The organism is Stenotrophomonas sp. STEN031, assembly GCF_056759975.1.
Map to the genome: position 1 here is coordinate 38,412 of NZ_JBRREA010000017.1, position 21,868 is coordinate 60,279.

At 64.3% G+C, this 21,868-nt stretch carries 19 protein-coding genes and 2 tRNA genes; 11 read left to right on the top strand and 10 right to left on the bottom strand.

The genetic code is table 11. The features are described 5' to 3' along the window. Positions 1-54 precede the first annotated feature (54 nt). The 5 genes from ACVOLQ_RS10060 (at position 55) to ACVOLQ_RS10080 (ending at position 4,908) form a co-directional block, all read left to right on the top strand. The gene (locus ACVOLQ_RS10060) at positions 55-891 is read left to right on the top strand and encodes a DNA ligase (RefSeq protein ID WP_481527884.1); all 837 of its coding nucleotides are present in this window, start codon (positions 55-57) and stop codon (positions 889-891) included. 192 nt (positions 892-1,083) lie between these two features. Continuing rightward, positions 1,084-1,692: a DUF1294 domain-containing protein gene (locus ACVOLQ_RS10065; RefSeq protein ID WP_481527918.1), complete on the top strand. Its 609-nt coding sequence runs from the start codon at positions 1,084-1,086 to the stop codon at positions 1,690-1,692. Between the two features lie 250 nt (positions 1,693-1,942). Further along, positions 1,943-3,931 carry a PEP/pyruvate-binding domain-containing protein gene (locus tag ACVOLQ_RS10070; RefSeq protein WP_481527885.1) on the top strand — a complete coding sequence of 663 codons (1,989 nt, stop codon included), beginning with the start codon at positions 1,943-1,945 and terminating at the stop codon, positions 3,929-3,931. 51 nt (positions 3,932-3,982) lie between these two features. Continuing rightward, on the top strand, positions 3,983-4,585 hold the full coding sequence (locus ACVOLQ_RS10075) for a GyrI-like domain-containing protein (protein WP_481527886.1): 603 nt from the start codon (positions 3,983-3,985) through the stop codon (positions 4,583-4,585). Between the two features lie 50 nt (positions 4,586-4,635). Next, positions 4,636-4,908 carry a hypothetical protein gene (locus ACVOLQ_RS10080; RefSeq protein WP_481527887.1) on the top strand — a complete coding sequence of 91 codons (273 nt, stop codon included), beginning with the start codon at positions 4,636-4,638 and terminating at the stop codon, positions 4,906-4,908. Positions 4,909-4,974: 66 nt separating this feature from the next. Here ACVOLQ_RS10080 and cydC read toward each other — a convergent pair whose 3' ends face one another. Further along, complete coding sequence (cydC, locus tag ACVOLQ_RS10085) at positions 4,975-6,642, bottom strand: thiol reductant ABC exporter subunit CydC (protein ID WP_481527888.1); 1,668 nt, start codon at positions 6,640-6,642, stop codon at positions 4,975-4,977. Continuing rightward, positions 6,639-8,360, bottom strand: coding sequence for a thiol reductant ABC exporter subunit CydD (gene cydD, locus ACVOLQ_RS10090; protein WP_481527889.1), 1,722 nt, complete (start codon positions 8,358-8,360; stop codon positions 6,639-6,641). Before cydD ends, cydC begins: the two co-directional genes overlap by 4 nt. A 200-nt stretch (positions 8,361-8,560) precedes the next feature. Here cydD and ACVOLQ_RS10095 point away from each other — a divergent pair, with 200 nt between their 5' ends. The 6 genes from ACVOLQ_RS10095 (at position 8,561) to ACVOLQ_RS10120 (ending at position 13,124) form a co-directional block, all read left to right on the top strand. Continuing rightward, complete coding sequence (locus ACVOLQ_RS10095) at positions 8,561-10,147, top strand: cytochrome ubiquinol oxidase subunit I (RefSeq protein WP_481527890.1); 1,587 nt, start codon at positions 8,561-8,563, stop codon at positions 10,145-10,147. Positions 10,148-10,162: 15 nt separating this feature from the next. Further along, the gene (cydB, locus tag ACVOLQ_RS10100) at positions 10,163-11,314 is read left to right on the top strand and encodes a cytochrome d ubiquinol oxidase subunit II (protein WP_481527891.1); all 1,152 of its coding nucleotides are present in this window, start codon (positions 10,163-10,165) and stop codon (positions 11,312-11,314) included. Between the two features lie 30 nt (positions 11,315-11,344). Next, on the top strand, positions 11,345-11,455 hold the full coding sequence (gene cydX / locus ACVOLQ_RS10105) for a cytochrome bd-I oxidase subunit CydX (protein ID WP_282269734.1): 111 nt from the start codon (positions 11,345-11,347) through the stop codon (positions 11,453-11,455). Positions 11,456-11,515: 60 nt separating this feature from the next. Continuing rightward, a tRNA-Pro gene (locus tag ACVOLQ_RS10110) sits at positions 11,516-11,592 on the top strand. A 160-nt stretch (positions 11,593-11,752) separates the two neighbouring features. Next, positions 11,753-11,829: transfer RNA gene (locus tag ACVOLQ_RS10115), tRNA-Pro, on the top strand. A gap of 80 nt (positions 11,830-11,909) precedes the next feature. Beyond that, a complete protein-coding gene (locus ACVOLQ_RS10120; protein WP_481527892.1) occupies positions 11,910-13,124 on the top strand; it encodes a CynX/NimT family MFS transporter in 1,215 nt (404 codons plus the stop codon). Positions 13,125-13,316: 192 nt separating this feature from the next. Here ACVOLQ_RS10120 and ACVOLQ_RS10125 read toward each other — a convergent pair whose 3' ends face one another. The 8 genes from ACVOLQ_RS10125 to ACVOLQ_RS10160 form a co-directional block, all read right to left on the bottom strand. Next, positions 13,317-14,573, bottom strand: coding sequence for a glutamate-5-semialdehyde dehydrogenase (locus ACVOLQ_RS10125; protein WP_481527893.1), 1,257 nt, complete (start codon positions 14,571-14,573; stop codon positions 13,317-13,319). 30 nt (positions 14,574-14,603) lie between these two features. After that, entirely contained in the window at positions 14,604-15,752 is a 1,149-nt protein-coding gene (gene proB, locus ACVOLQ_RS10130; RefSeq protein WP_313169655.1) for a glutamate 5-kinase, read from the bottom strand. 4 nt (positions 15,753-15,756) lie between these two features. Beyond that, complete coding sequence (locus ACVOLQ_RS10135; protein ID WP_481508068.1) at positions 15,757-16,014, bottom strand: YciI family protein; 258 nt, start codon at positions 16,012-16,014, stop codon at positions 15,757-15,759. Between the two features lie 361 nt (positions 16,015-16,375). Next, positions 16,376-17,674, bottom strand: a complete 1,299-nt coding sequence (locus tag ACVOLQ_RS10140; RefSeq protein ID WP_481527894.1) for an argininosuccinate lyase — start codon at positions 17,672-17,674, stop codon at positions 16,376-16,378. A gap of 82 nt (positions 17,675-17,756) precedes the next feature. Next, complete coding sequence (gene argC / locus ACVOLQ_RS10145) at positions 17,757-18,710, bottom strand: N-acetyl-gamma-glutamyl-phosphate reductase (protein ID WP_312914593.1); 954 nt, start codon at positions 18,708-18,710, stop codon at positions 17,757-17,759. Then, positions 18,707-19,315 (bottom strand): GNAT family N-acetyltransferase, encoded by a 609-nt coding sequence (locus ACVOLQ_RS10150; RefSeq protein ID WP_481527895.1) that lies wholly within the window; start codon positions 19,313-19,315, stop codon positions 18,707-18,709. Before ACVOLQ_RS10150 ends, argC begins: the two co-directional genes overlap by 4 nt. A gap of 2 nt (positions 19,316-19,317) precedes the next feature. Continuing rightward, positions 19,318-20,646 (bottom strand): acetylglutamate kinase, encoded by a 1,329-nt coding sequence (locus tag ACVOLQ_RS10155; protein WP_481527896.1) that lies wholly within the window; start codon positions 20,644-20,646, stop codon positions 19,318-19,320. Positions 20,647-20,718: 72 nt separating this feature from the next. Beyond that, positions 20,719-21,816 carry an acetylornithine deacetylase gene (locus tag ACVOLQ_RS10160; RefSeq protein ID WP_312914589.1) on the bottom strand — a complete coding sequence of 366 codons (1,098 nt, stop codon included), beginning with the start codon at positions 21,814-21,816 and terminating at the stop codon, positions 20,719-20,721. Between the last annotated feature and the right edge of the window lie 52 nt (positions 21,817-21,868).

The window sequence follows — 21,868 nt, forward strand, 5'->3', positions numbered from 1 at the left end:
TCGCCTGCACTGACTGCAAAGCACGCTTGAGCTTCCGACAACCGGGGGCCGAGCATGCGACGTTTCCTCCTGCTTCTATTGCTCCTATTGAGCAGTTCGCTCAACACGGCGCTCGCCGCCGCATCACCCTTGATGCTGGCCAGCAGCTGGCAGGACGGACCGGATGTATCCCTCTATCTGGTCAGTGAGAAACTCGACGGCGTGCGCGCACGCTGGGACGGTCACGCGCTCTGGACCCGCGCCGGTCACCGCATCCCGACGCCGGCATGGTTTACCCAAGGCTGGCCCAAACAGGCGATCGACGGCGAATTATGGATGGCACGCGGTCAGTTCGAAGCCACCAGCGGGCTCATCCGCAGCAGCCCAACCGATGAGCAGCAGTGGCGCAAGCTCCGTTTCATGGCCTTCGATCTACCCCATGCAACCGATGGCTTCGCCCGGCGCCACGCGCAGCTCAGCCGGATCATCGCCAATCAAGCCAACCCCTACCTGCTCGCCATAGAGCAACGCCGCCTGCCAGATACCGAGAGCCTGCACCGACACCTGCGCAGCGTCGTCCAGGCTGGCGGCGAAGGCCTGATGCTGCATCACCAGGACAACCGCTACAGCGACGGCCGCAGCGCTGGCTTGTTCAAACTCAAACCGTACGACGATGCCGAAGCACGCGTGATCGGCCATGTACCAGGCAAGGGCAAGTATGCCGGCATGGTCGGCGCGCTGCTCGTGCGTGCCGACAGCGGCGCACAGTTCCGCCTCGGCAGCGGCCTGAGTGATGCACAGCGCGCCGATCCGCCCGCAATCGGAAGCCAGGTGACCTATCGCTACAACGGCCTGACCGTGCACGGCCTGCCCCGGTTTCCGCGTTTCCTGCGGGTGCGAGATGATCGCTGATCAAAGCAATCATTCCTTGTAGGAGCGGCGTAAGCCGCGAAGCACATACATCATCAGATGGCACACGCACATGGGGTCTCAGCATTGCCAGCTTCGCGGCTTACGCCGTTCCCACAAAAGCAGACCCGGTGCAGGGCTTCACAGCCGCTCATGTTTGCGCTGCAATGGCGGCAACAAACAAGGGCAAGCTCGATGCGCTATCAAGGCCGGCTGCAGGATTGGAACGATGACAAGGGCTTCGGATTCGTGATTCCGAACGGCGGTGGTGACCGCGCCTTCGTCCATATCAAAGCTTTCGAGCAGCGCACGCAACGTCCGACTGACGGCATGCTGATCAGCTATGCGCTGCGCAGGGACGAACGCGGCCGCTTCAATGCCATCGCGGTGCGCTCGGCAAGCGCCACCAAAACCGTCACTTCCAAGCCAAAGCGTCCTCCGTTTACCGCGCGCCTGCCGCACGTCCTGCTGGGTGCATGCGCCCTGCTCTGCATACTGGGACTATGGATTGCCAAGTCGATACCCGAATGGACCTTGCCGGTGATTGGCGGGATGAGCGTCTTAGCGCTGGGCTTCTATCTCCACGACAAGGGCGCAGCTGCACGCGGTGAGCAGCGCACGCCCGAAAACACCTTGCACCTGATCTCCCTGCTCGGGGGCTGGCCGGGCGCGCTGATCGGCCAGGGGCTGTTCCGCCACAAGACCAGCAAGTCCAGTTTCCAGGCCATGTTCTGGCTGACGGTCGTGCTCAATGTCACCGCAATCTGGCTCCTTGCCAGCGGCAGACTAAGCCTTCCCCACTAAGCACGCAGCCGCAATGCCAGCGCAGCCCGGGTAAGCGCAGCGCACCCGGGAACTCCGGCCGAGTCCCCAAAAGCAGCCACAGCATCCTCAGGCTTGAAGGTGCAACGCTTTCTCCGGGCCAGGAGTCGCCGACCATGCCAAAGGATTCTGCGACTTCCAGCCCAAGGACCGATCATGGCCTGGCTGTGCAGCCGAGCCGCGCAGATGGCGGTCGCTTATCATCTGCGCTCCCCAGCTCCAGCACGGCATCATGGACCGAGCCCGTATCAAGTCAGCACTCCGCCTCGTTTTTCTGCATCTTTTCGCCCTCAGCGCCGTCCTCCTCGCTGCGATGCCGAACGCGCTGGCGCAAACCGCACGCAAGCCGTCGTCCTATGAGGTCAGACAGGGCACCACCGCAGCTGCCATCGACAATGCCCAAGCCCCGGCGCAGTTGGCGCGCATCGCCAGCCGTGACGATTTCATGCGCCTGGCGCGGATTTACAACCCCGGCACGGCGCTGGAAATGCCGCACCTGATCTTCACCATCGACCGCCGTGACCCGGCCCGTATCTATTACATCAATACGCCACGCTACGAACTGCACGAGACCTTCGTGCGCCGCGAACGGCTGCTGCCACAACTGGACAAGGCCACCCTCAACGCGCAGTACAAGGACCCGCAGCGGCGTTTCCTGTTCGGCACCGTAAGCTGGCAGCGCGATCTGCCCGGCTATACCTATGAATTCTGGGAAGGCGACCGGCTGACACCGGCACTGCTCAGGCAGACCGATCAGCTGGTACGGGGATCGTTCTACGAGGCGATCCGCTTCAAGACCAATTCCACGTTGCACGAACAGACCGCACGCTCCGCCGGCCTGCCCTTCACCACCCAGGAAGCACTGCTGCGCGAGCAATCCTTCCTGCCCTTGAACACAGGTATCGCCAGCGGCCGCCTGCGCATAGTCCGTTCGATCGAACAGGCAAGCAACCTGTCGCCGCAGGACATCGTGGTGCTGGACGAGGTTCCGATCTCACTGCCACCGGTTGCCGGCCTTGTTACCCAACGCCCATCGACACTGTTGTCGCACGTCAACCTGCTAGCCAAGGGGTGGCGTATCCCCAACGTCTATGTCCGTGACGCGCAGGCTGCGTTGCGCGTCTACGACGGACAATGGATCGAGCTGGAAGTCACAAACAACGATTACAAGGTGCGACCAGCCCTTCGCCCAACCCGCACGCCTCCCGGAACCACGCAAGCCGGTGTGCGCAATCTGCCGCGGCCCGACCTGTCGGTCACCACGCTGAAGCCGCTTTCGGCATTGCGCGCCAGGGACAGCAATCATTGCGGCGTCAAAGCGGCGAATCTGGGCACCCTCAGGTCCGCGCTGTCGCCATCGGCCCGCGTTCCCGACGGATTCTGCGTCCCCTTCTCGCAGTACCAATCGGCGATGCAGAAGCTGCGCATAAATGAGCGACTGGCCGCACTACAGCAGCAGCCGGGTTTCGCCACCGATGCCAATGTCCGCCGCACCGCCCTCACTGCACTGCGTGCCGAGATCGCCAACGCCGTGCCGGACCCTGCCCTGGCGCGCAGCCTGCAATCGCAGTGGCAGAGCCAGCTGCAGGGCCGTGGCGTATTCGTGCGCAGCTCCTCCAACTCCGAGGACCTGCCCAACTTCAGCGGCGCCGGCCTGTACACGACGGTGCCCAATGTCGTCGGCTCCGATGCGCTGGTGCGCGCAGTGCAGACGGTATGGGCGTCGGTCTACAACTTCGAGGCCTACGAAGCACGCCGCGCTGCTGGCTTGGGCCAGGATGCGGTAGCGATGGCGGTACTGGTGCAGCTGGCCGCGCCCTCGGACAGTTCCGGGGTGATGATCACCCGCGACCCATTTGATGCAGCACGTCGCCATATCACCTATATCTCGGCCAAGCGCGGCCTCGGCATCCGCGTGGTGGAAGGCAAGCGGCAGGCCGAGCAGGTGATGTATTCGAACTGGTCCAAGGCCGTGCAGGTGCTCAGCCGTTCCGCGGAGGACACCCAACTGGTCGCCAATGCCAGCGGCGGTGTTCGCGAAGTGGCGCTGACCGGCTCCCGCCAGGTGTTGACCGATGCGCTGATCGCGAGGCTGGCAGCGGTTGGCAGCCGCACCAAGCAGGCGTTGGGCGGAGTTGATCAGGACATCGAATGGGCAGTGGTTGGCGATGACATACTCATCCTGCAATCGCGGCCCTATGTGGATGGAAGCAGCCGCTAGGGACTGCCCCATCCTCTCCATCGCCCAATATCAGCCGATCCGGACGTGCCCGTGGACAAGATCGATCTCAAGCGCCAGCTGAAGCAGCTCTACCAGCCCTCGGCCAAGGCCATTGCCGAGGTCGACGTGCCTGCCTTCAACTTCCTGATGATCGATGGCGCTGGCAATCCGAACACCTCGCAGGAGTACGGGGATGCCGTGGAAGCGCTGTTCTCCGTCGCCTACACCATCAAGTTCGCACTCAGGAAAGCCGGGCGAATGGACTACGCCGTGATGCCGCTGGAGGGTCTATGGTGGGCTGATGACATGGCGACGTTCCAGCGCGATGAGAAGCAGCATTGGCTGTGGACCATGATGATCATGCAACCTTCGGAGGTGTGCCGGCAGGACGTGGAGTCCGCGGTCAACGCCTTGCAGAAGAAGTCCCTGCCTGGCCTGTCAAAGCTGCGCTTCGAGACATTTCACGAAGGACGATGTGCGCAGCTGCTGCATGTCGGCCCCTTCACCGATGAAGGACCGGCGATCCAGCGCCTGCATGCTTTCATCGGCGAGCGATCCGCATTGCGCGGCAAGCACCATGAGATCTACCTGAGCGACATCAGAAGAGCAGCACCGGAGAAGTGGAAAACCATCATCCGCCAGCCCATGCAATGAATCACAATGATGACCAACCCCGCCCTCAGCCCGAGTAACAGGAGCCCAGCATGACCTTCTGGCTGGTCGCAACAGCAGCCAGCATCGGCCTGGGCTTGGCGGCCGGCGCCTTGTGCCGACGAACCTGGCTTGCCGTGCTGCTTGCCGCCCTGTTCGGCGGACTGCTCGCACCCTATCTTGGCCTGCGCTTTGTCTGGGATGTGACCGGCCATCGCGATGCGCAGGATGGCCTGGCTTTCCTGTTCGGGCCGATGATCACCGTACCTGTTGCCAGCCTTGTCGCCTATGGTTTCAAGCGCTTGCGTAGAAACAAACGCAGCTGACGACGCACGCTTGTTCGTCGCAACCTGGAGGTTTCCAAAGCCGGGCATAGCCCGGCTCAAAGCTCGCTATTGCTGGGTCAAGCGCCCCTGCTGCAACCGGTACTCGCGCTGCACCACACCTTCAGGCAGTCGATCATGGGTGATCATCAACAGGCTGCGCTGCCCCAGCGCCGCCGCCAGATCGAGCAGCAGCGCATGCGCGGTATCCACGTCCAGGCCTTCGGTCGGCTCGTCCAGCACCATGATTGGTGCGTTGCGCAGCAAGGCACGCGCCAAGGCCAAACGCCGCGCCTGACCCGCAGACATGGTGGCACCGTTCTCACCCACCCATGCGGCGAGCCCGCCTTGTTGCTGCGCCCAATCGCTCAAGCGCACCTCCGCCAGTACCGCCCACAAGGCGTCGTCGCCGGCCTGCGGATCACCCAACCGCAGATTCTCCGCAATGCTGCCAGCAAACACCGGCGCCCCCTGTGGCAACCAGGCAATCTGCCGATACCAATCATCCTGGACGAACTCACGCAGATCGACACCACCGAAGCGCACTGCCCCCTGCTGCGGGTCCCATAGCCGCAGCAGCAGGGCGGACAAGGTCGTCTTGCCGCAGCCGCTGTCGCCACGGATGGCGATGCGCTCACCCGGCGCCAGCTGCAGATCCACGCCATCCAGCAGACGCCGCGTCTCGCCCGGCCAGGCAAACACCACCTGCTCGAACACAACCGCGGCGGCATCCGCAACCACGGCGCGAGGCTGGACCGGGTCCTGCACGGCTGGCGCCTGATCAACAATCTGCCGCAGACGCTTGCCAGCCACCCGCGCCGACTGCAGGGCCTGCCAGGCAATGCCACTGCCTGCTGCGACCTCCAGCAACGCAACGGTCAGGAACACCAGCGTTGCGGCGAATGGCGCCTCCAACTTGCCAGCCTGGAACGCCGTCAAGGCCAACCACAGCATCGCCAACAGGCCAAGCCCAGCCAGTGCCGAATGCAGCACGTTGCCACCGATAAGACGGCCACGACGTCGTTGATCGCTGCGCGCCAGCCGCTGCGCGGCTGCATCCACACGCAACGCCCAATCATCGCGGGCATCCAGGGCGGTGAGATCAGCGGCGCCTTCCAGGCCTTCGAACGCCAAAGTACGCAGGCTGGCGCGCTGCTGCGCGCGCTCGGCCTCGACCGCGTCGCCACGGCGCACCGCGAACACCGGAACGCCGATTCCCACCAACACCGCGAGCACCAGCAACAACAGTGCCGCCGGCCAGTAAATAACTCCGGCCGCGACCACGCTCGCCACGGCGGCGCCCGCCAAGGCCAGCAAAGGACTGATCGCCCGCACCATCAAACCATCGACTTCGCCGATATCGGTGATCAACCGCGCCAGCAACTCACCGGTACGACTGCTTCCCAATCGGGCAGGCGCCAACGGCAGTGCACGCTGGAAGAACCACACGCGCAGGTCACGCGCAATCCGCAAGGTCGCATCGTGGCCGACCAGCTTTTCGAAATAGCGCGACACGATGCGTGCCATCGTCAACGCACGAATGCCGGCCGACGGTGAAAAGAAATTGAAAGTGCCGCCCATGCCCAAGGCACCGGCCAACGCTGCGGCGGTGAGGAAGCCACCGGACAAACCCAGCAGGCCAATCCCGGCCAGCATGGTGGTGAACAGCAGCACCGTCGCCAACGCCAGCCGCCAGCGGTGGCGCTTGAATACATCACGCATCGTCTGCGGGCTCATGCGCGCGCTCCCTGCACTGCAACCTGCACGCTGCCCTGCAGATCGACGATCTTGTCGGCCCAGCGCATCGCCGCCTCGCTATGGGTGGCCATCAGCACCGTGCGACCACGCGTATGCGCGGCCAGGGCCTGCAGCAGGTCCCCCTCGGTCTGCGGATCAAGGAAGGCGGTGGGTTCGTCGAGCAGGAACAGATCCGGCTCCAGCAGCAATAGCCGCGCCAGTCCAATCCGCCGCGCTTCACCGCCAGACAGACCAAAGCCACGCTCACCGATCACCGTATTCAAGCCCAAGGGCAGATGCTGGGCAAAGCGCATCACCTGGGCCACTTCAGCCACCGCCTGCAGGCGCGCAGCGCTTACTGCCGGGTCGGCCATGCGCAGGTTGTCGGCAATCGAGCCGTGGAACAGATAGGGACGCTGGCCTGCGTAGCCGATGCGCACGCCGTCCCGAAGCACGATGCGACCTTCGCGCGGCGGCAGCCAGCCGGCCAGGGCTTCCAGCAAGGTGCTTTTTCCACTGCCACTGGGGCCGATCAGGGCCAGGCGCTGACCGTCGCCGATCTCCAGCGAAAAATCCTTCAACACATCGTGGGTGGCGCCTTGGGGGCGCAGCACGACATTGCGCACCGACACCAGCGGCGCGTGCAACTGCGCCGGCTCCGGCGCTACCAAGGACGCAGCAACGGAAGTTGCCGAAGCAGCATCCTGATCGTCAGCCAGCAGGCGCTCGACTTCGGCCGCTGCCGCCAACGCGTTGGCACGGTCATGGTAGTGCGCGGCCAGGCGCCGCAACGGCGCATAGAACTCCGGCGCCAGCAGCAGGCAGAACATGCCGGTGCCCAAGGTCGGCACCACCGAATGCAAAGACATCAACCCCAGATAGCTCAAACCCAGGTACAGGGCCACCATCGCCACGCTGACCGAGGCGAAGAATTCCAACACCGTGGAGGACAGGAAGGCGATGCGCAGCACCTTCATGGTGCGCTCGCGCACGCCATCAGCGGCGGCGGCAACCCCCTCCAGCTCGGCCTCACCGCGCCCGTACAGGCGCAACAGGCCCAGGCCCTTGATACGATCGGCAAAGTGGCCACTCATGCGCGCCAGTTCGCCCAGCTGTGCCCGACCCGCGGCCTCGGCACCCCAGCCGACCAGCATCATGAAGAACGGCACCAGCGGCGCGGTGAAGATGAAGATCAGCGCCACCACCCAGTCCACATAGGCCACGGCGGCGGCAATCAGCAGCGGCACCACCACCACTTCCACCCGCACCGGCTGGAATCCGGCGTAATAGCCCTCGATGGCATCGCCATGCGACAGCAGCAGCTCGCCCAGTTCACCCGTGCGCTGGCGGCGCAGCCACAGCGGTCCGCGTGCCAGCAAACGCCGGTAGACCTGCTCGCGCAGGGCCAGTTTGGCGCTGTCGGCAACCTTGCCGGCGGCGGTCTGCGCGACCCCACCCAGCAGGCTGCGCAGCAGCAAAACCACCCCCAATACCCAGAAACCGTGAATTACCTGTACCCAATTCAGTCCTTCCACGACTATGCTCTGGATCAACCAGGCAATGGCGCCAGCCTGCACGATCAGCAGCGCACCTGAAGTACAGACGGCCAAGGCCGCCAAACGCTGCTGTGACCGGGCCCCGGACGCCAGCGCCGCCAGCCACTGCTGCTGTACGCGGCGTTGCTGCTGCACCGCGTTGGAATGTGGAACTTCGCTCAAGACTGACAACTCAGGTGAAGGAGATCTACGTGATTGTAAGCAAGCCGTACCCCGCCTGCCGGCCCTGCACGATCAGCGTTGGACAGCCAGCCCACATTGATCCAGATCAAGGCATTGGCAGGCCTGAACGGGGAGTATCGCTGCCATAGAACCCCTCCCAGCCACTCCATGACGCCCAATTCCCACGAGGTAGCCAGGCCATGATCGACTCAACAGTCGTAGAACTGTCACGTCTACAGTTCGCGCTGACCGCGATGTACCACTTCATTTTCGTCCCGCTCACGCTGGGGCTCTCTTTCATGATCGCGATCATGGAGAGCGTCTATGTGATGACCGGCAAGGATGTCTGGCGCCGCATGACCCTGTTCTGGGGCGTGCTGTTCGGCATCAACTTCGCCATGGGTGTGGGTACCGGTATCGTGATGGAGTTCCAGTTCGGCATGAACTGGTCCTATTACAGCCACTATGTGGGTGACATCTTCGGCGCACCGCTGGCCATCGAGGGCCTGATGGCCTTCTTCCTGGAGGCAACCTTCATCGGTCTGTTCTTCTTCGGCTGGGGCCGCCTGTCCAAGGTGCAGCATTTGACCGTGACCTGGTTGATGGCGCTGGGCACCAACCTGTCGGCACTGTGGATCCTGATCGCCAACGGCTGGATGCAGTACCCCGTGGGTGCGGTGTTCAACCCGGAAACGATGCGCATGGAGGTGGTGGATTTCGCCGCCGTGCTGCTGAACCCGGTGGCCCAGGCCAAGTTCGTGCATACCGTCTCGGCCGGTTATGTGGCTGGCGCGATGTTCGTGATGTCGATCTCGGCGTTCTTCATGCTGCGCGGCAAGCATCGCGAAATTGCCCGTCGCTCGTTCGCGGTGGCCTCGGCCTTCGGCCTGCTGGCATCGATCTCGGTTGCCGTGCTGGGTGATGAGTCCGGTTACGCCACGGCCGAAAACCAGAAGATGAAGCTGGCTGCCATCGAAGGCATGTGGCATACCCATCCGGCTCCGGCACCGTTCACTGCATTCGGTATCCCGAACCAGCAGGAACAGCGCAACGACTTCGAAGTGCAGATCCCGTACGTGATGGGCCTGATCGCCACCCGCTCGCTGGATGAGGAGATCCCGGGCATCCTGGACCTGGTCAAGCAGGCCGAAGGTCGCGTCAAGGGTGGTCAGATCGCCTACGCCGCACTGGAACGCATCCGCGCCGACAAGAACGACGTTGAAGCCCGCGAGGTCTTTGACCGTCATTGGCAGGATCTGGGCCACGGCCTGCTGCTGAAGCGTTACCGCGACGACATCGAGAACGCCACCCCCGAGCAGATTGCACAGGCTGCGCTGGATACGGTGCCGACGGTTGGCCCGCTGTTCTGGACCTTCCGCGTCATGGTTGGCCTCGGCATCTACATGATTGGCTTCTTCGCCCTGGCCTTCTACTACTCCTGCCGCAACAACTTCGAGGACAAGCGCGCCTTCCTGCGGGTTGCCCTGTGGTCGCTGCCGGCACCGTGGATCGCCATCGAATGCGGTTGGTTCATCGCCGAGTACGGCCGCCAGCCGTGGGCTGTTGATGGTGTGCTGCCGACGTTCTATGCCGCCTCGGGCCTGGCCGTCTACGAAATCCTGGCAACGCTGGTCGGCTTCACCGCGCTGTACACGGTGCTGCTGGTCATCGAAGTCAAGCTGATGCTCAAGGCCATCCGCAAGGGCCCGGACGACATCCTGCCCTCGCTGCAGCAGTCGGCCGTCGCAACCAACCACGCCAATGCCGCCGGCAACGGCCAGGCATAAGGCAGGAGAACACACATGGAATTCATTCTTCTGGACTACACGACGCTACGCGTGATCTGGTGGCTGCTGCTGGGCGTGCTGCTGATCGGCTTTGCGGTGATGGACGGTTTCGACCTGGGCGTTGGCACCTTGCTGCCGTTCGTGGCCAAGACCGATGAAGAGCGCCGCCTGGTGATCAACACCATCGGCCCGGTTTGGGAAGGTAACCAGGTGTGGCTGGTGCTCGGTGGCGGCGCGATCTTCGCCGCCTGGCCGCCGCTGTATGCGGTGAGCTTCTCCGGCTTCTACCTGGCGATGTTCCTGATCCTGTTCGCCCTGATCCTGCGCCCGGTCGGCTTCAAGTACCGCGGCAAGATGCCCAGCCAGCGCTGGCGCAACAACTGGGACAAGGCGCTGTTCATCGGTGGCTTCATCCCGGCGCTGATCATGGGCGTGGCGGTTGGCAACGTGCTGCTTGGCGTGCCGTACCACTTCGATGACACCCAGCGCGTGTTCTACACCGGCAACCTGCTCGGCCTGTTGACCCCGTTCGCCCTGCTGGCAGGCCTGGTCAGCGTGGCGATGCTGGTGTCGCACGGTGCCGCCATGCTGGTGCTCAAGACCAGCGGCCCGGTCGCTGAGCGTTCGGCAAAGATCGGCAGCATCGCCGCCATTGCCTCGTTCGTACTGTTCGCCCTTGCCGGTGCCTGGGTTGCCTTCGGCCTGCCGGGCTACCAGATCACCTCGCAGGTGGTTACCGATGGTGCCAGCAACCCGCTGTTGAAGACGGCTGAGTTCTCCCAGGCCGGCGGCTGGCTGCACAACTACAGCACCATGCCGGCCACGATCCTGGCGCCGATGGTGGGCCTGCTGGGTGCACTTGCCAGCGCAGTCCTGCTACGCAAGCGTCGTGGCGGCCTGGCCTTCATCGCCTCCGGCGCCTCCATTGCCGGCATCATCCTCACCGTCGGCTTTGCGATCTTCCCGTTCCTGCTGCCCTCCTCCACCCAGCCGGGCTCCAGCCTGACGGTGTGGGACGGCTCCTCCAGCCACCTGACCCTGTGGGTGATGCTGCTGGCCACCGTGATCTTCCTGCCGATCATCATCGCCTACACCACCTGGGTGTACCGCGTACTGAAGGGCAAGACCACGCTGGAAGAAATGGGTGAAAACCCGAACGCCTACTGATCCGCAACGACAACATCAAGGAGACAACTCATGTGGTATTTCGCTTGGATTCTGGGTGCTGGCCTCGCTGCGACGGTCGCCATCCTCAACGGCATGTGGTTTGAAGCGCGCGAAGCAAACAAGATCGATGCAAAGCGCTGAAAAACTGCGTGAAGGTATTGCCAAAACGCCGGACTGAGCGTATCTTTCCGGCTCCCTTCGCGGGGTGTAGCTCAGTCTGGTAGAGCGCTACGTTCGGGACGTAGAGGTCGCAGGTTCGAATCCTGTCTCCCCGACCAAAGGGTCGAAACTAGCCTGGAACAACGGCAACGTTGTCCAGGCTTTTTATTCGCCGGTACATGATTACCGGCAGCCAACGCACCACGCCTTGCAGGCAGCGCTGGCTGAACAAAAGAACTTGCAGGGCACGAGGTTCACCGCTATCATAGGCGGCTCCTTCGGGGTGTAGCTCAGTCTGGTAGAGCGCTACGTTCGGGACGTAGAGGTCGCAGGTTCGAATCCTGTCTCCCCGACCAATTTGACAAAAGCCGGCCTCTGGTCGGCTTTTGTTTTTGGTGGGTTTCAAACGACGCCACCCACCGCGTCGGAGTAAGCAATGTCCACGTCCGCCCAGCCCCTTTCCCGGCACCCCCTGCTCAAGGGCCGCCTGCTGGCATTCATCGCCATCGTGCTGGTCTCGGCCAACCTGCGCAGCGCCGTCACCTCGCTGACACCGCTGCTGGACCGACTCGGCCACATCTTCGATTTCGGCAGCACCATGACCGGCGTGCTCGGCATGATGCCGACCGCTGCCTTCGCCGTATTCGGCCTGGCCACCCCACGCATCACCCGCGCCATTGGCCTGGAGCGCACGGCAGTACTGACCATGGTGCTGGCTACCACCGGCCTGCTGTTGCGCGCCTTCTCCGGCAACGTCGGCATGCTGTTGCTGGGCTCGGCGATCGCCCTGGCCGGCATGGGCATGGGCAACGTGGTGGTGCCGCCGCTGGTAAAGCGCTATTTCGCCGACCGCGTCGGCACCTTGAGCACCATCTACATCACCGTATTGCAGGCCGGCACCATGGTGCCTGCGCTGCTGGCGGTACCGGTGGCTGATCAGTTCGATTGGCGCATCTCGCTGGGCATGTGGTCACTGCTGTCGCTGGCCGCGTTGCTGCCGTGGATCCTGCTGGCACGCAGCGCCCCACGCGCGGAAGCAACAACCACCACCAACGCCGAGCATGCCGCTGGCCGCGTCTGGAAGACGCAACTCGGCTGGGGCATGGCGCTGATGTTCGGCATGACCTCGCTGGGTACGTATTCGCTGTTCACCTGGTTGCCGAAGGTGATGGTGGAAGCCGGTGCCAGTGAATCCTTCGGCGGCGTGATGGTGGCGGTGTATTCGGCCATCGGCCTGCTGCCGTCCCTGCTGGTACCGGCACTTGCGGTGCGCATGCGCAATCCGTTCCCGATCGCGGTGATGGTGTTCGTGCTGAACATGATCGCCTTCGCTGGCCTGCTGTGGGCACCGATGAGCGCGCCCTTGCTGTGGGCGGTGATCGCCGGCCTGGGCCCGTCCACCTTCCCGCTCGGCCTGACCCTGATCAACCTGCGCACCCGCAGCCAGGCCGGCTCGGCAGCGCTGTCCGGCTTCATGCAGGGCGTGGGTTACAGCCTGGCCAGCCTGGGCCCGCTGCTGTTTGGCTGGCTGCATGGCCTGAGCAACGGCTGGACCTGGTCGTTCGCCTTCCTCGCCGTATGTTCCGGCGTGCTGCTGACCGGCGCCTGGTTTGCCTGCAAACCACAGCAATTGGAAGACCACTGGAAGTGAGCTGCCGTTGATACAGGAAAGCCGCCGATGTGAATCGGCGGCTTTTTCGTATTCGCGCAAGCAACGTAGCCCGGGTAAGCGCAGCGCACCCGGGGATTGCAACGATCGAAGGCCTGCAGCTACCAACGCCATGTGCTCCCGGGTGCGCTGCGCTTACCCGGGCTACGAGGCCACGATGGCGGTCCTCTACTGTTACTTCAGCGGATGCCTGACCTGGCCTTCGCCACGCACGACGAAGCGCTCCACCGTGAGTGCCTCCAGCCCCATTGGCCCGTAGGAATGCAGGCGCGTGGTGGAAATGCCGATCTCCGCACCCAGTCCCAGTTCGCCGCCGTCGGAGAAGCGCGAAGAGGCATTGACCATCACCACCGCCGAGCGCAGTGCACGCACGAAGGCTTCGCCATGGGCCGGATCGCCGGTGGCGATCACCTCGGTATGGTCGGAGGTATAGGTCTGGATATGGGCGATGGCCGCCTGCATGTCCGGCACCACACGGATGGCCAGGATCAGGTCCAGGTATTCGGCCGCGTAATCCTCCTCGGTGGCCGCGGCGATGCCGGGCAGCAGCGACTGGCTGGCTGCATCACCGCGCAGTTCGACACCCCTCTCGCGCAGCGCGGCCGCGGCCAGCGGCAGGAAGCGTGGCGCGATGGCCTCATGCACCAGCAAGGTCTCCAGCGAGTTACAGGCCGCCGGGCGCGAGGTTTTGCCATCCACCAGCAGGTCCACTGCCAACTGCAGGTCAGCGCTGTCATCGACAAACAGGTGGCAGACGCCCTTGTAGTGCTTGATTACCGGCACCCGCGCATGCTCCGCGACGAAACGGATCAAGCCTTCACCGCCGCGCGGGATGGCCAGGTCGATGAGGTCATTGAGCTGCAGCAGCTCCAGCATGGTCTCGCGGCGCAGGTCTTCAACCAGGGTAAGTGCCGCATCCGGCAAGCCGGCCTCGCGCAACGCACGCTTGAGGCTGGCAGCAATCGCCGTATTGGAATGGATGGCCTCCGAGCCACCGCGCAGGATCACGCCGTTGCCGGCCTTGATGCACAGCGCCGCAGCGTCGGCGGTCACGTTCGGGCGTGCCTCGTAGATCATCGCGATCACGCCCAGCGGTACCCGCACCTTCTGCACACGGATGCCATTGGGGCGGTCGTAGTCCCGAGTCACCTCGCCTACCGGATCCGGCAAGGCAGCGACTTCGCGCAGCGCATCGGCCACGCCGCGCAGTCGTTCCGGGTTCAAGGCCAGCCGATCCAGCATCGCCGAGCCCACCCCCTTGTCGCGTGCCGCCTGCAGGTCACGCGCGTTGGCGACGAGGATGCTGCCTGCATCGGCTTCCAGCGCAGCAGCCATCGACTTCAGCAGCGCGCTGCGGGCCTGACTGGAAAGCAGGCCCAGTTGCTGCGCGGCATCGCGGCACTGCAATGCAAGGGTGCGGATATCACTCATGTTCTGTCCTGCCGATGATCAAAGGAAAACTCACAGCAACACCAGGTCGTCACGGTGGACCACGTTGTCGCCGTAGTTGTAGCCAAGGATGGATTCGATCTCACGGGTGTGGTGCTGGCTGATGCGGCGGATATCGACTGCCGAGTACTGGCTGACGCCGCGCGCCACCTGTTGCTGGCCCCGCGCATCGAACAGCCGCACCTCCACCATGTCACCACGGCGGAACTCGCCCTCCGCACCCACCACGCCCCCTGGCAGCAGCGAGGCGCCCTTGTCACGCAATGCGCGTGCCGCGCCGGCGTCGATCAGGATCGCACCCGGCTCCAGCGGCGCATGTTTCAGCCAATACTTGCGCGCGGCAATACGTGACTGCCCGGCATGCAGGCGGGTGCCGTACAAGCGCCCCTGTGCCAACCCGCGCACCACGTCGGCGCTGCGGCCATTGAACAGGAAGGTATCGATGCCGGCCGCGCCGGCCTTGGCAGCGGCCTGCAGCTTGGTCTGCATGCCACCGGTGCCTACCGCGCTGCCGCTGCCGCCAGCCATTGCAAGGACGTCCGGGGTCAATTCGGCGACCTCGTTGATCGGTTGTGCATCGGGATTGCTGCGCGGGTCGGCGGTGTACAACCCGTCGATGTCGGTGGCGATGAACAAGGCATCGGCATCGACCAGCGCGGCGACGATGGCGGCGAGGTTGTCGTTGTCGCCAAGCTTGAGCTCATCCACCGACACGGTGTCGTTCTCGTTGATCACCGGCAAGGCGCCCAGTGCCAGCAACTCATTGAGCGTTGCGCGCGCATTGAGATAACGGCGGCGATTGCGCAGGTCGTCGTGGGTCAACAGCACCTGCGCCACCGGGCGCTCGAAGAAGCGCTGCCACAAGGCGATCAGCTGCGCCTGCCCCAGCGCAGCCAGCGCCTGTCGCGCGGCCATGGCTGCACCGGCCTCAGCGGCCTTGGGAACGATGGCGCGGCCGGCAGCAACGGCGCCGGAGGAGACGATCACCACTTCGCGCCCGGCCAGCACATTGGCCGAGACAAACTGCGCCAGTCCAAGCGCGAAACGCGGGGTCAGACCGCCACCATCGGCCGCCAGCAGACTGCTGCCGACCTTGAGGACGGCGCGGCGCCATTGCGGCAGTGTTTGTTCGGTGAACGGAGAGAACGACGTCTGGATCATGGGATCAGCGGGTGTTCCACTCGTGGATGGTCAGCTCGGAGCTGCCCTGGATGGCCAAAGGGTCGCTGGCGACGATGGCCTTGGCGGCTTCGAGGGTGTCGACATTCTTCAGCACGTAGGCGCCGCCGGTACCGTCGCTGAAACCACCGGTCAGGTGCAGCTGGTCTTTCGCAACAAGTGCGTTGAGGAAAGCTATGTGTGGGGCAATCACTGCGTCGTCGAATGACGGCTTGCGCATTGCCAGTACCAGGTAGAGCTTCATTGAATTCTCCTTTAGCTGCGTATGACACCACGCCGAAGCGGAAGTTGGTGCGATTGCTTTCGCTTGGAACTTGCTTTGGCTTTGGCTTAAGCCCCTCTCCCGCCTGCGGGAGAGGGGTTGGGGTGAGGGCAAGCTTCTAGCTAAGCGAAAATCAAAAGCCCCCCTCATCCGCCCTTTGGGCACCTTCTCCCGCAGGCGGGAGAAGGGACAGCCAGAGCCACAGCCAGAGCCACAGCCAAAGCCAAAGCCAAAGCCACAGCCACAGCCACAGCCACAGCCGAAGCCGAAGCCGAAGCCAATGCCACAGCAAGAGCCGGGGCAAAAACCAATACGGGCGCCCTCCGGCGCCCGCATCAAAACATCAGCCCTGCAACGCGCTCCAGCGCGCACTGAGCTCTTCCAGTCGCAGATCCGCTGCCGCACCGGGCGACACGCGCGCCGCCAGGCTGCCTTCGGGCGTACGCCCCTGCCCCGCCGTATCCGCCGCCTCTGCTGCAGCCTTGTAAGCATCACGGAACGGCACGCCCGCCACCGCGGCTTCCACCGCAACGTCGGTCGCATACATGCCCGAATCAATCGCTGCGCGGATATTGTCATCGCGCCAATCCAGGTTCGACAACAAGGCCGGCAACAGTTCCAGCGCCGCCAGGCCGCGGCCAAAGCCGTGCACGATGGCGCCCTTGGAGTTCTGCAGGTCACGCTGATAGCCGGACGGCAGCGACAGCAGCTGCTCGATCTCGGTACGCGCGGCGGCAACGCTGGCATGGGTGGCACGCATCAACTCGATCACATCCGGGTTGCGCTTATTCGGCATGATCGAGCTGCCGGTGGTGTACTGCGCCGGCAGCGCCACGAAGGCGAACTCACCGGTGGTGAACAGCGACAGGTCCCAGGCGATACGACGCAGGTCCAGGGTGGCGCCGCCCAAGGCTTCCAATGCCGCCAACTCGAACTTGCCGCGCGAAAGCTGCGCATAGATCGGGCTGATCTGCATGCGCGAGAATGCCAGCGCCTTGGTGGTGTGCTCGCGGTCCAGCGGCAGGTTGACGCCGTAACCGGCCGCCGTCCCCAGCGGGTTGGTGTCGATCAGCGCGCGGGTGTCGCGGGCACGAATGGCATTGTCGATGAAGGCCTCGGCCCAGCCGGCCCACCACATGCCCGCCGAGGACACCACGGCGCGCTGGATATGCGTGTAGCCCGGCAAGGGCTGCAGCGGTTCGGCAGCGGCGCGGTCCAGCGCGACCTTCGCAACTTCGGCGCTGATCTGCGCAACACGCTCCAGCTTGTCCTTCAGCCACAACCGGGTAGCGACCAGGATCTGATCGTTGCGACTGCGGCCGGTGTGGATCTTGCGGCCGGCATCGCCAAGGCGCTCGGTCAGGCGTGCCTCGATGGCCGAATGGCAATCCTCGTACTGCTCGTCCAGCACGAAGCTGCCGTTGCGGAAATCCTCGGCCAGGATGGCCAGCTCGCGCTTGAGCGCGCCCAACTCGTCGGCGCTGAGGATGCCGATGTGCTGCAGGCCCTCGGCGTGTGCGGTGCTGGCCTGGATGTCGTGCAGGAAAAACTCACGGTCCAGGATGACGTCGTCACCGGCCAGGAAGGTCTGGATCTTCGCATCAACCGCAACGCCGGGCTTCTGCCAAAGCAAATTTGTCATGTCGATCTCTCTCAATGCAGCCATGTAGGCGCGGCGTAAGCCGCGAAGCGGACAACCTCTCAGCCGCCGCTGCCCACCAGAATCAGTACGGAACCGCCATCAGTTCATCCAGCCCCAACGCCCGGTTGAGGTTCTGCAATGCCTGGGTAGCCGCGCCCTTGAGCAGGTTGTCGATGGTCGCCACCACTACCACGCGCTTGTTGCCCGGCGCCATGGTGAAGCCACCGATCTGTACACCGTGCTTGCCGGCAATGCGGCTGACCCACGGCGCCTCATCCACCACCTCGACCAGGGGCTCGTTGGCATAGCGCTGCGCGTACAGGGCGACGATCTCTTCGCGGCTGCGCGGCTGCTGCAGCCACAGATTGACGGTCATGGTGATGCCGCGGAAATGCGGGGCCACATGCGGCATGAACTCCACCGGCACGCCGAGCTGAGTCGACACCTCGCGCTCATGCACGTGGTTGGTCAAGGCGTAAGGCATCAGGTTGTCGCGCAGCAGCTCGGGGTTGTTCTTGTCCGACGGCGTGGTGCCGGCACCGGACCAGCCGGAGACACCAAAGCAGGTCGGCGGACCGGCGAGCTGGCTCAGCAGCGGCGCGATCGCCAGCTGCATGGCCGTGGCATAGCAGCCCGGGTTGCTGATGCGCTTCTGCCCGGCATAGCGCGCGCGGGTCAGTTCCGGCAGGCCGTAATACCAGCTGTTGTCGAAACGGTAGTCGGCCGACAGGTCGACGATCACCGTGTCCGGTGCCGCCGCATCCAGCGCCGCCACGAACGGTTCGCCCTTGCCGTTGGGCAGGGCCAGCACCACCGCGTCCACGCCCTTGGCCGCCACCGCGTCCGGGCCCAGGCTTTCATAGCGCAGCTCGCCGGTATAGGCGCTGTTGTGGTCGGCCACGCGCTGCCCGTCCAGCTCGCGCGAGGACACGAAGGCCAGCTCGATGCGCGGATGTGCGGCCAGCAGGCGGATCAGTTCGGCACCGGTGTAACCGCGTGCGCCGACAATGCCTACCGAGAATTTCTTGTCAGTCATGAATGCGAATCCAGAAGGAATTGCAGGTGGGCTTTCACCGCCGGCCATTCCGTATCAATGATGGAGAACACCACGGTATCGCGGCGCGATCCGTCGGCATGACGCTTGTGGCTGCGCAGCACGCCATCCTGCTTCGCACCGAGGCGGGCAATGGCATTGCGCGAAGCCTGATTGAACCAGCTGGTCTCGAAGCCCACGCTGATGCAACCCAGGGTTTCAAAGGCATGATGCAACAACAGCAACTTTGCTTCGGTGTTCAAGCCGCTGCGCTGCACGCGCGGGTGGTACCAGGTGTAGCCGATGTTGAGGCGCGGCACATCGGCTTCCAGCGCGTAGAAACGCGTGCTGCCAACCACCTCGCCACTGGCATCGCGGACCACAAAGGCCAGCACGCGGCCCTGCGACTGCGCTTCCAGTGCGGCAACCACGTAATGACCGGCATGCTCGGGCGTAGGCACATTGGTGTACCAGCAGCGCGCCAACTCGCCTTCCCCCAGGGCACGCTGCAGCGCCGGCACATGCGCCAGCTGCAGCGGCTCCAGGGTCACGTGCCGCCCCTTCAGGACCGGGACCTGGCTCCAGTGCCCGGCGGTAGCCAGGTCCACGCTCACCCCTGCAGGCTCGGCTTGCGCTCGCCGCAATGCGCGACATAGCCCTTGATGCTGTCAAAGTCGTTGGCGCCGAACCAGAACACCTTCCAGTGGTCCAGCTTGTAGCAGCCGTCGGACTCGGAATAGTAGAAATGGTTGACCGGGTTGCCGTTGCGTGAGCGCCAGAACAGCTGCGGGGTTTCCTCCAGCATCACGTTCCACACCGCGCGGCCCAGGCCTTCGCCCTGGGCGTCGTCGAGCACCGCGAACTTGTCCAGATAGACGCCCTCAGCCTCGTTGGTGAGGATCACCGCAGTGCGGTAGTTCTCGCTGACATAGGCGCGCAGCAGCTTGGTCTTCTCGAAGTAATCCGGCACCAAGGTACGACCGAAGCTGGATTCGATCAGCGCCTTCAAGCGCGTGGTGTCCAGCTGGTCCCACGATGTCGCCTTCAGCACCTTCTCGCCGCGACGTACCAGGGTGCCCGAGCCCTTGTGGGTGAACAGTTCCTTGGCCAGGTCGGCCGGGCGCGTGATCGACACCGAGGATTCTTCCGGCAGCTTGTCCAGCAGGTCCTTGATCTGCTCGATCTTGACCCGCATGCCACCGTGGATCCACGGCTGCTGCATCAGCTGGTCGTACTCGGTGGACAGGTTGATCGAGTCGATCAGCTTGCCCTCTTCGTCCAGCAGGCCGCCGGTGCCGGTCAGGAAGATGATCTTGTACGGCTGCAATTCCTGCACCAACTCGTTGGCGGCAAAGTCTGCGTTGACGTTGAGGATCTGCCCGCTCGGGGTTTCGCCCAGGCTGGTGATCACCGGGATGGAACCGGCGCGCAAACTGGCTTCGATCGGCGCCAGATTGACCTTCTTCACCTCACCGACCAGACCGTAGGTGTCCACGTCCAGGTACTCGGCTTCGAATACGCCACCGGTGATCGAGGTGGCACGCGCACCGTTCTGCTGCAGGGCTTCAACCAGTTTCAGGTTGGACTGCTGGAACACCTTGCGCACGATCGCCAGGGCTTCGGGCGAGGTCACGCGCAGGCCGTCGATGGTCTGCTTCTCGATGTCGGCAGCGGACAATTCGGCATCGAGCTGCGGGCCGGCACCGTGCAGCACGATCGGGGTCAGGCCAACTTCCTGCAGGAAGGACAGCGACGAGGTCAGCGCTTCCAGATCGTCGCGCAGCACGGCGCCACCGACCTTGACCACGGCAAAGCGCTTGGCATCAAGCTGCGAAAAGCGCTTGAGGTACTGGCTGATTTCCTTCGCGCTGGCCATGCTCGAAAGCAGGCGGACGATGGTCTGGCGGGTCTGGCGGTGCGGCTGCATGGCTGGGGACATTGCTTGTATCTACATGGCGACGTTATGCGTCGCGGGAAGGAGCCGGCGGCAGGCCGCCGGGCCACGTGCGGCTCAGGCGCCGCGTTGCAGGATCTGCAGCACCGATTCGGCGTAGCGCTGCAACTGCTCCAGCGTCACAAACTCGTCGGCGGTGTGGGCCTGGGCGATATCGCCCGGGCCGTACACCATGGTTGTGTAGCCACCGGCCGAGAACAGCGAGGCCTCGGTCCAGAAATCCACGGCATTGCCGATTGGCAGGCCGAGCTCGTCGGCGATGTCGCGCGCAGCCAGACGGCGTTCCTCGGCGCGGGCGATATCACCGGATGGCAGGCTTGGGCCGCGGAAGGTTTCCTCGAAATGCGCGGCCTGCGGCTCGGCAAAGCCGGCGAAGGTGGCCAGCAGTGCATCGATATCCATCGACGGCAGCGGGCGGAAGCCAAAGCGCAGCTCGGCCTCGGGCGCGATCATATTGGCCTTGATGCCGCCTTCGACGCGGCCGATGTTGAAGCGCAGGCCGGTCAGGCCGCCAAAGCGTGCATGCGCCAGCGACTCGACATGGTCCAGTGCCTTGCCGCCCCAGCGCATGGCCTGGTGCAGGGCGCTGGCGGACGGATCCTGCTTGCCCGAGGCGTGGCCGGCGCGGCCCTGGAACTTCATCAGCACCGAGCTGATGCCACGGTGCGCCAGCACGGCTTCGCTCATGGTCGGCTCGGCGACGATCACCGCTTCGTAGGGGATGCCACGCGCCAGGAAGGCGGCGATGCAGCGCGGATCGTTGGCTTCTTCGTCACTGGAGAACAGGAAGGCGGCGTCGCCGTCGCTAAGGTTGGCAGCAGCCACCAGCGCAGCGGCAGCGCCCTTGATGTCGCAGACGCCGAGGCCGACCACGCGGTCGTCCAGGCGACGCATCACATGTGGATCGGCCGACCAGTGCGGGGAGTCCGGCACGGTGTCCAGGTGCACGTTGAACAGGTATTTGGGGGTGCCGCGCACCGCGTAGAAGCTGACCGCACCGGCGCCGTGGTCGATCACCTCGACATTGAAGCCCGGCAGGTTGTCGCGCAGGTAATCAAAGATGCCACCGGTGGTGATGGCACGCGGCGGATTGCGGGTGTCGTAGGACACCAGCTTTTCCAGGTGATCGAGGGTGGATTGGAGCAGCTTGGTCATGGTTGCAGTTCATGGCGGAGGCGGACGAAGCTCCCTTCTCCCCGCGGGAGAA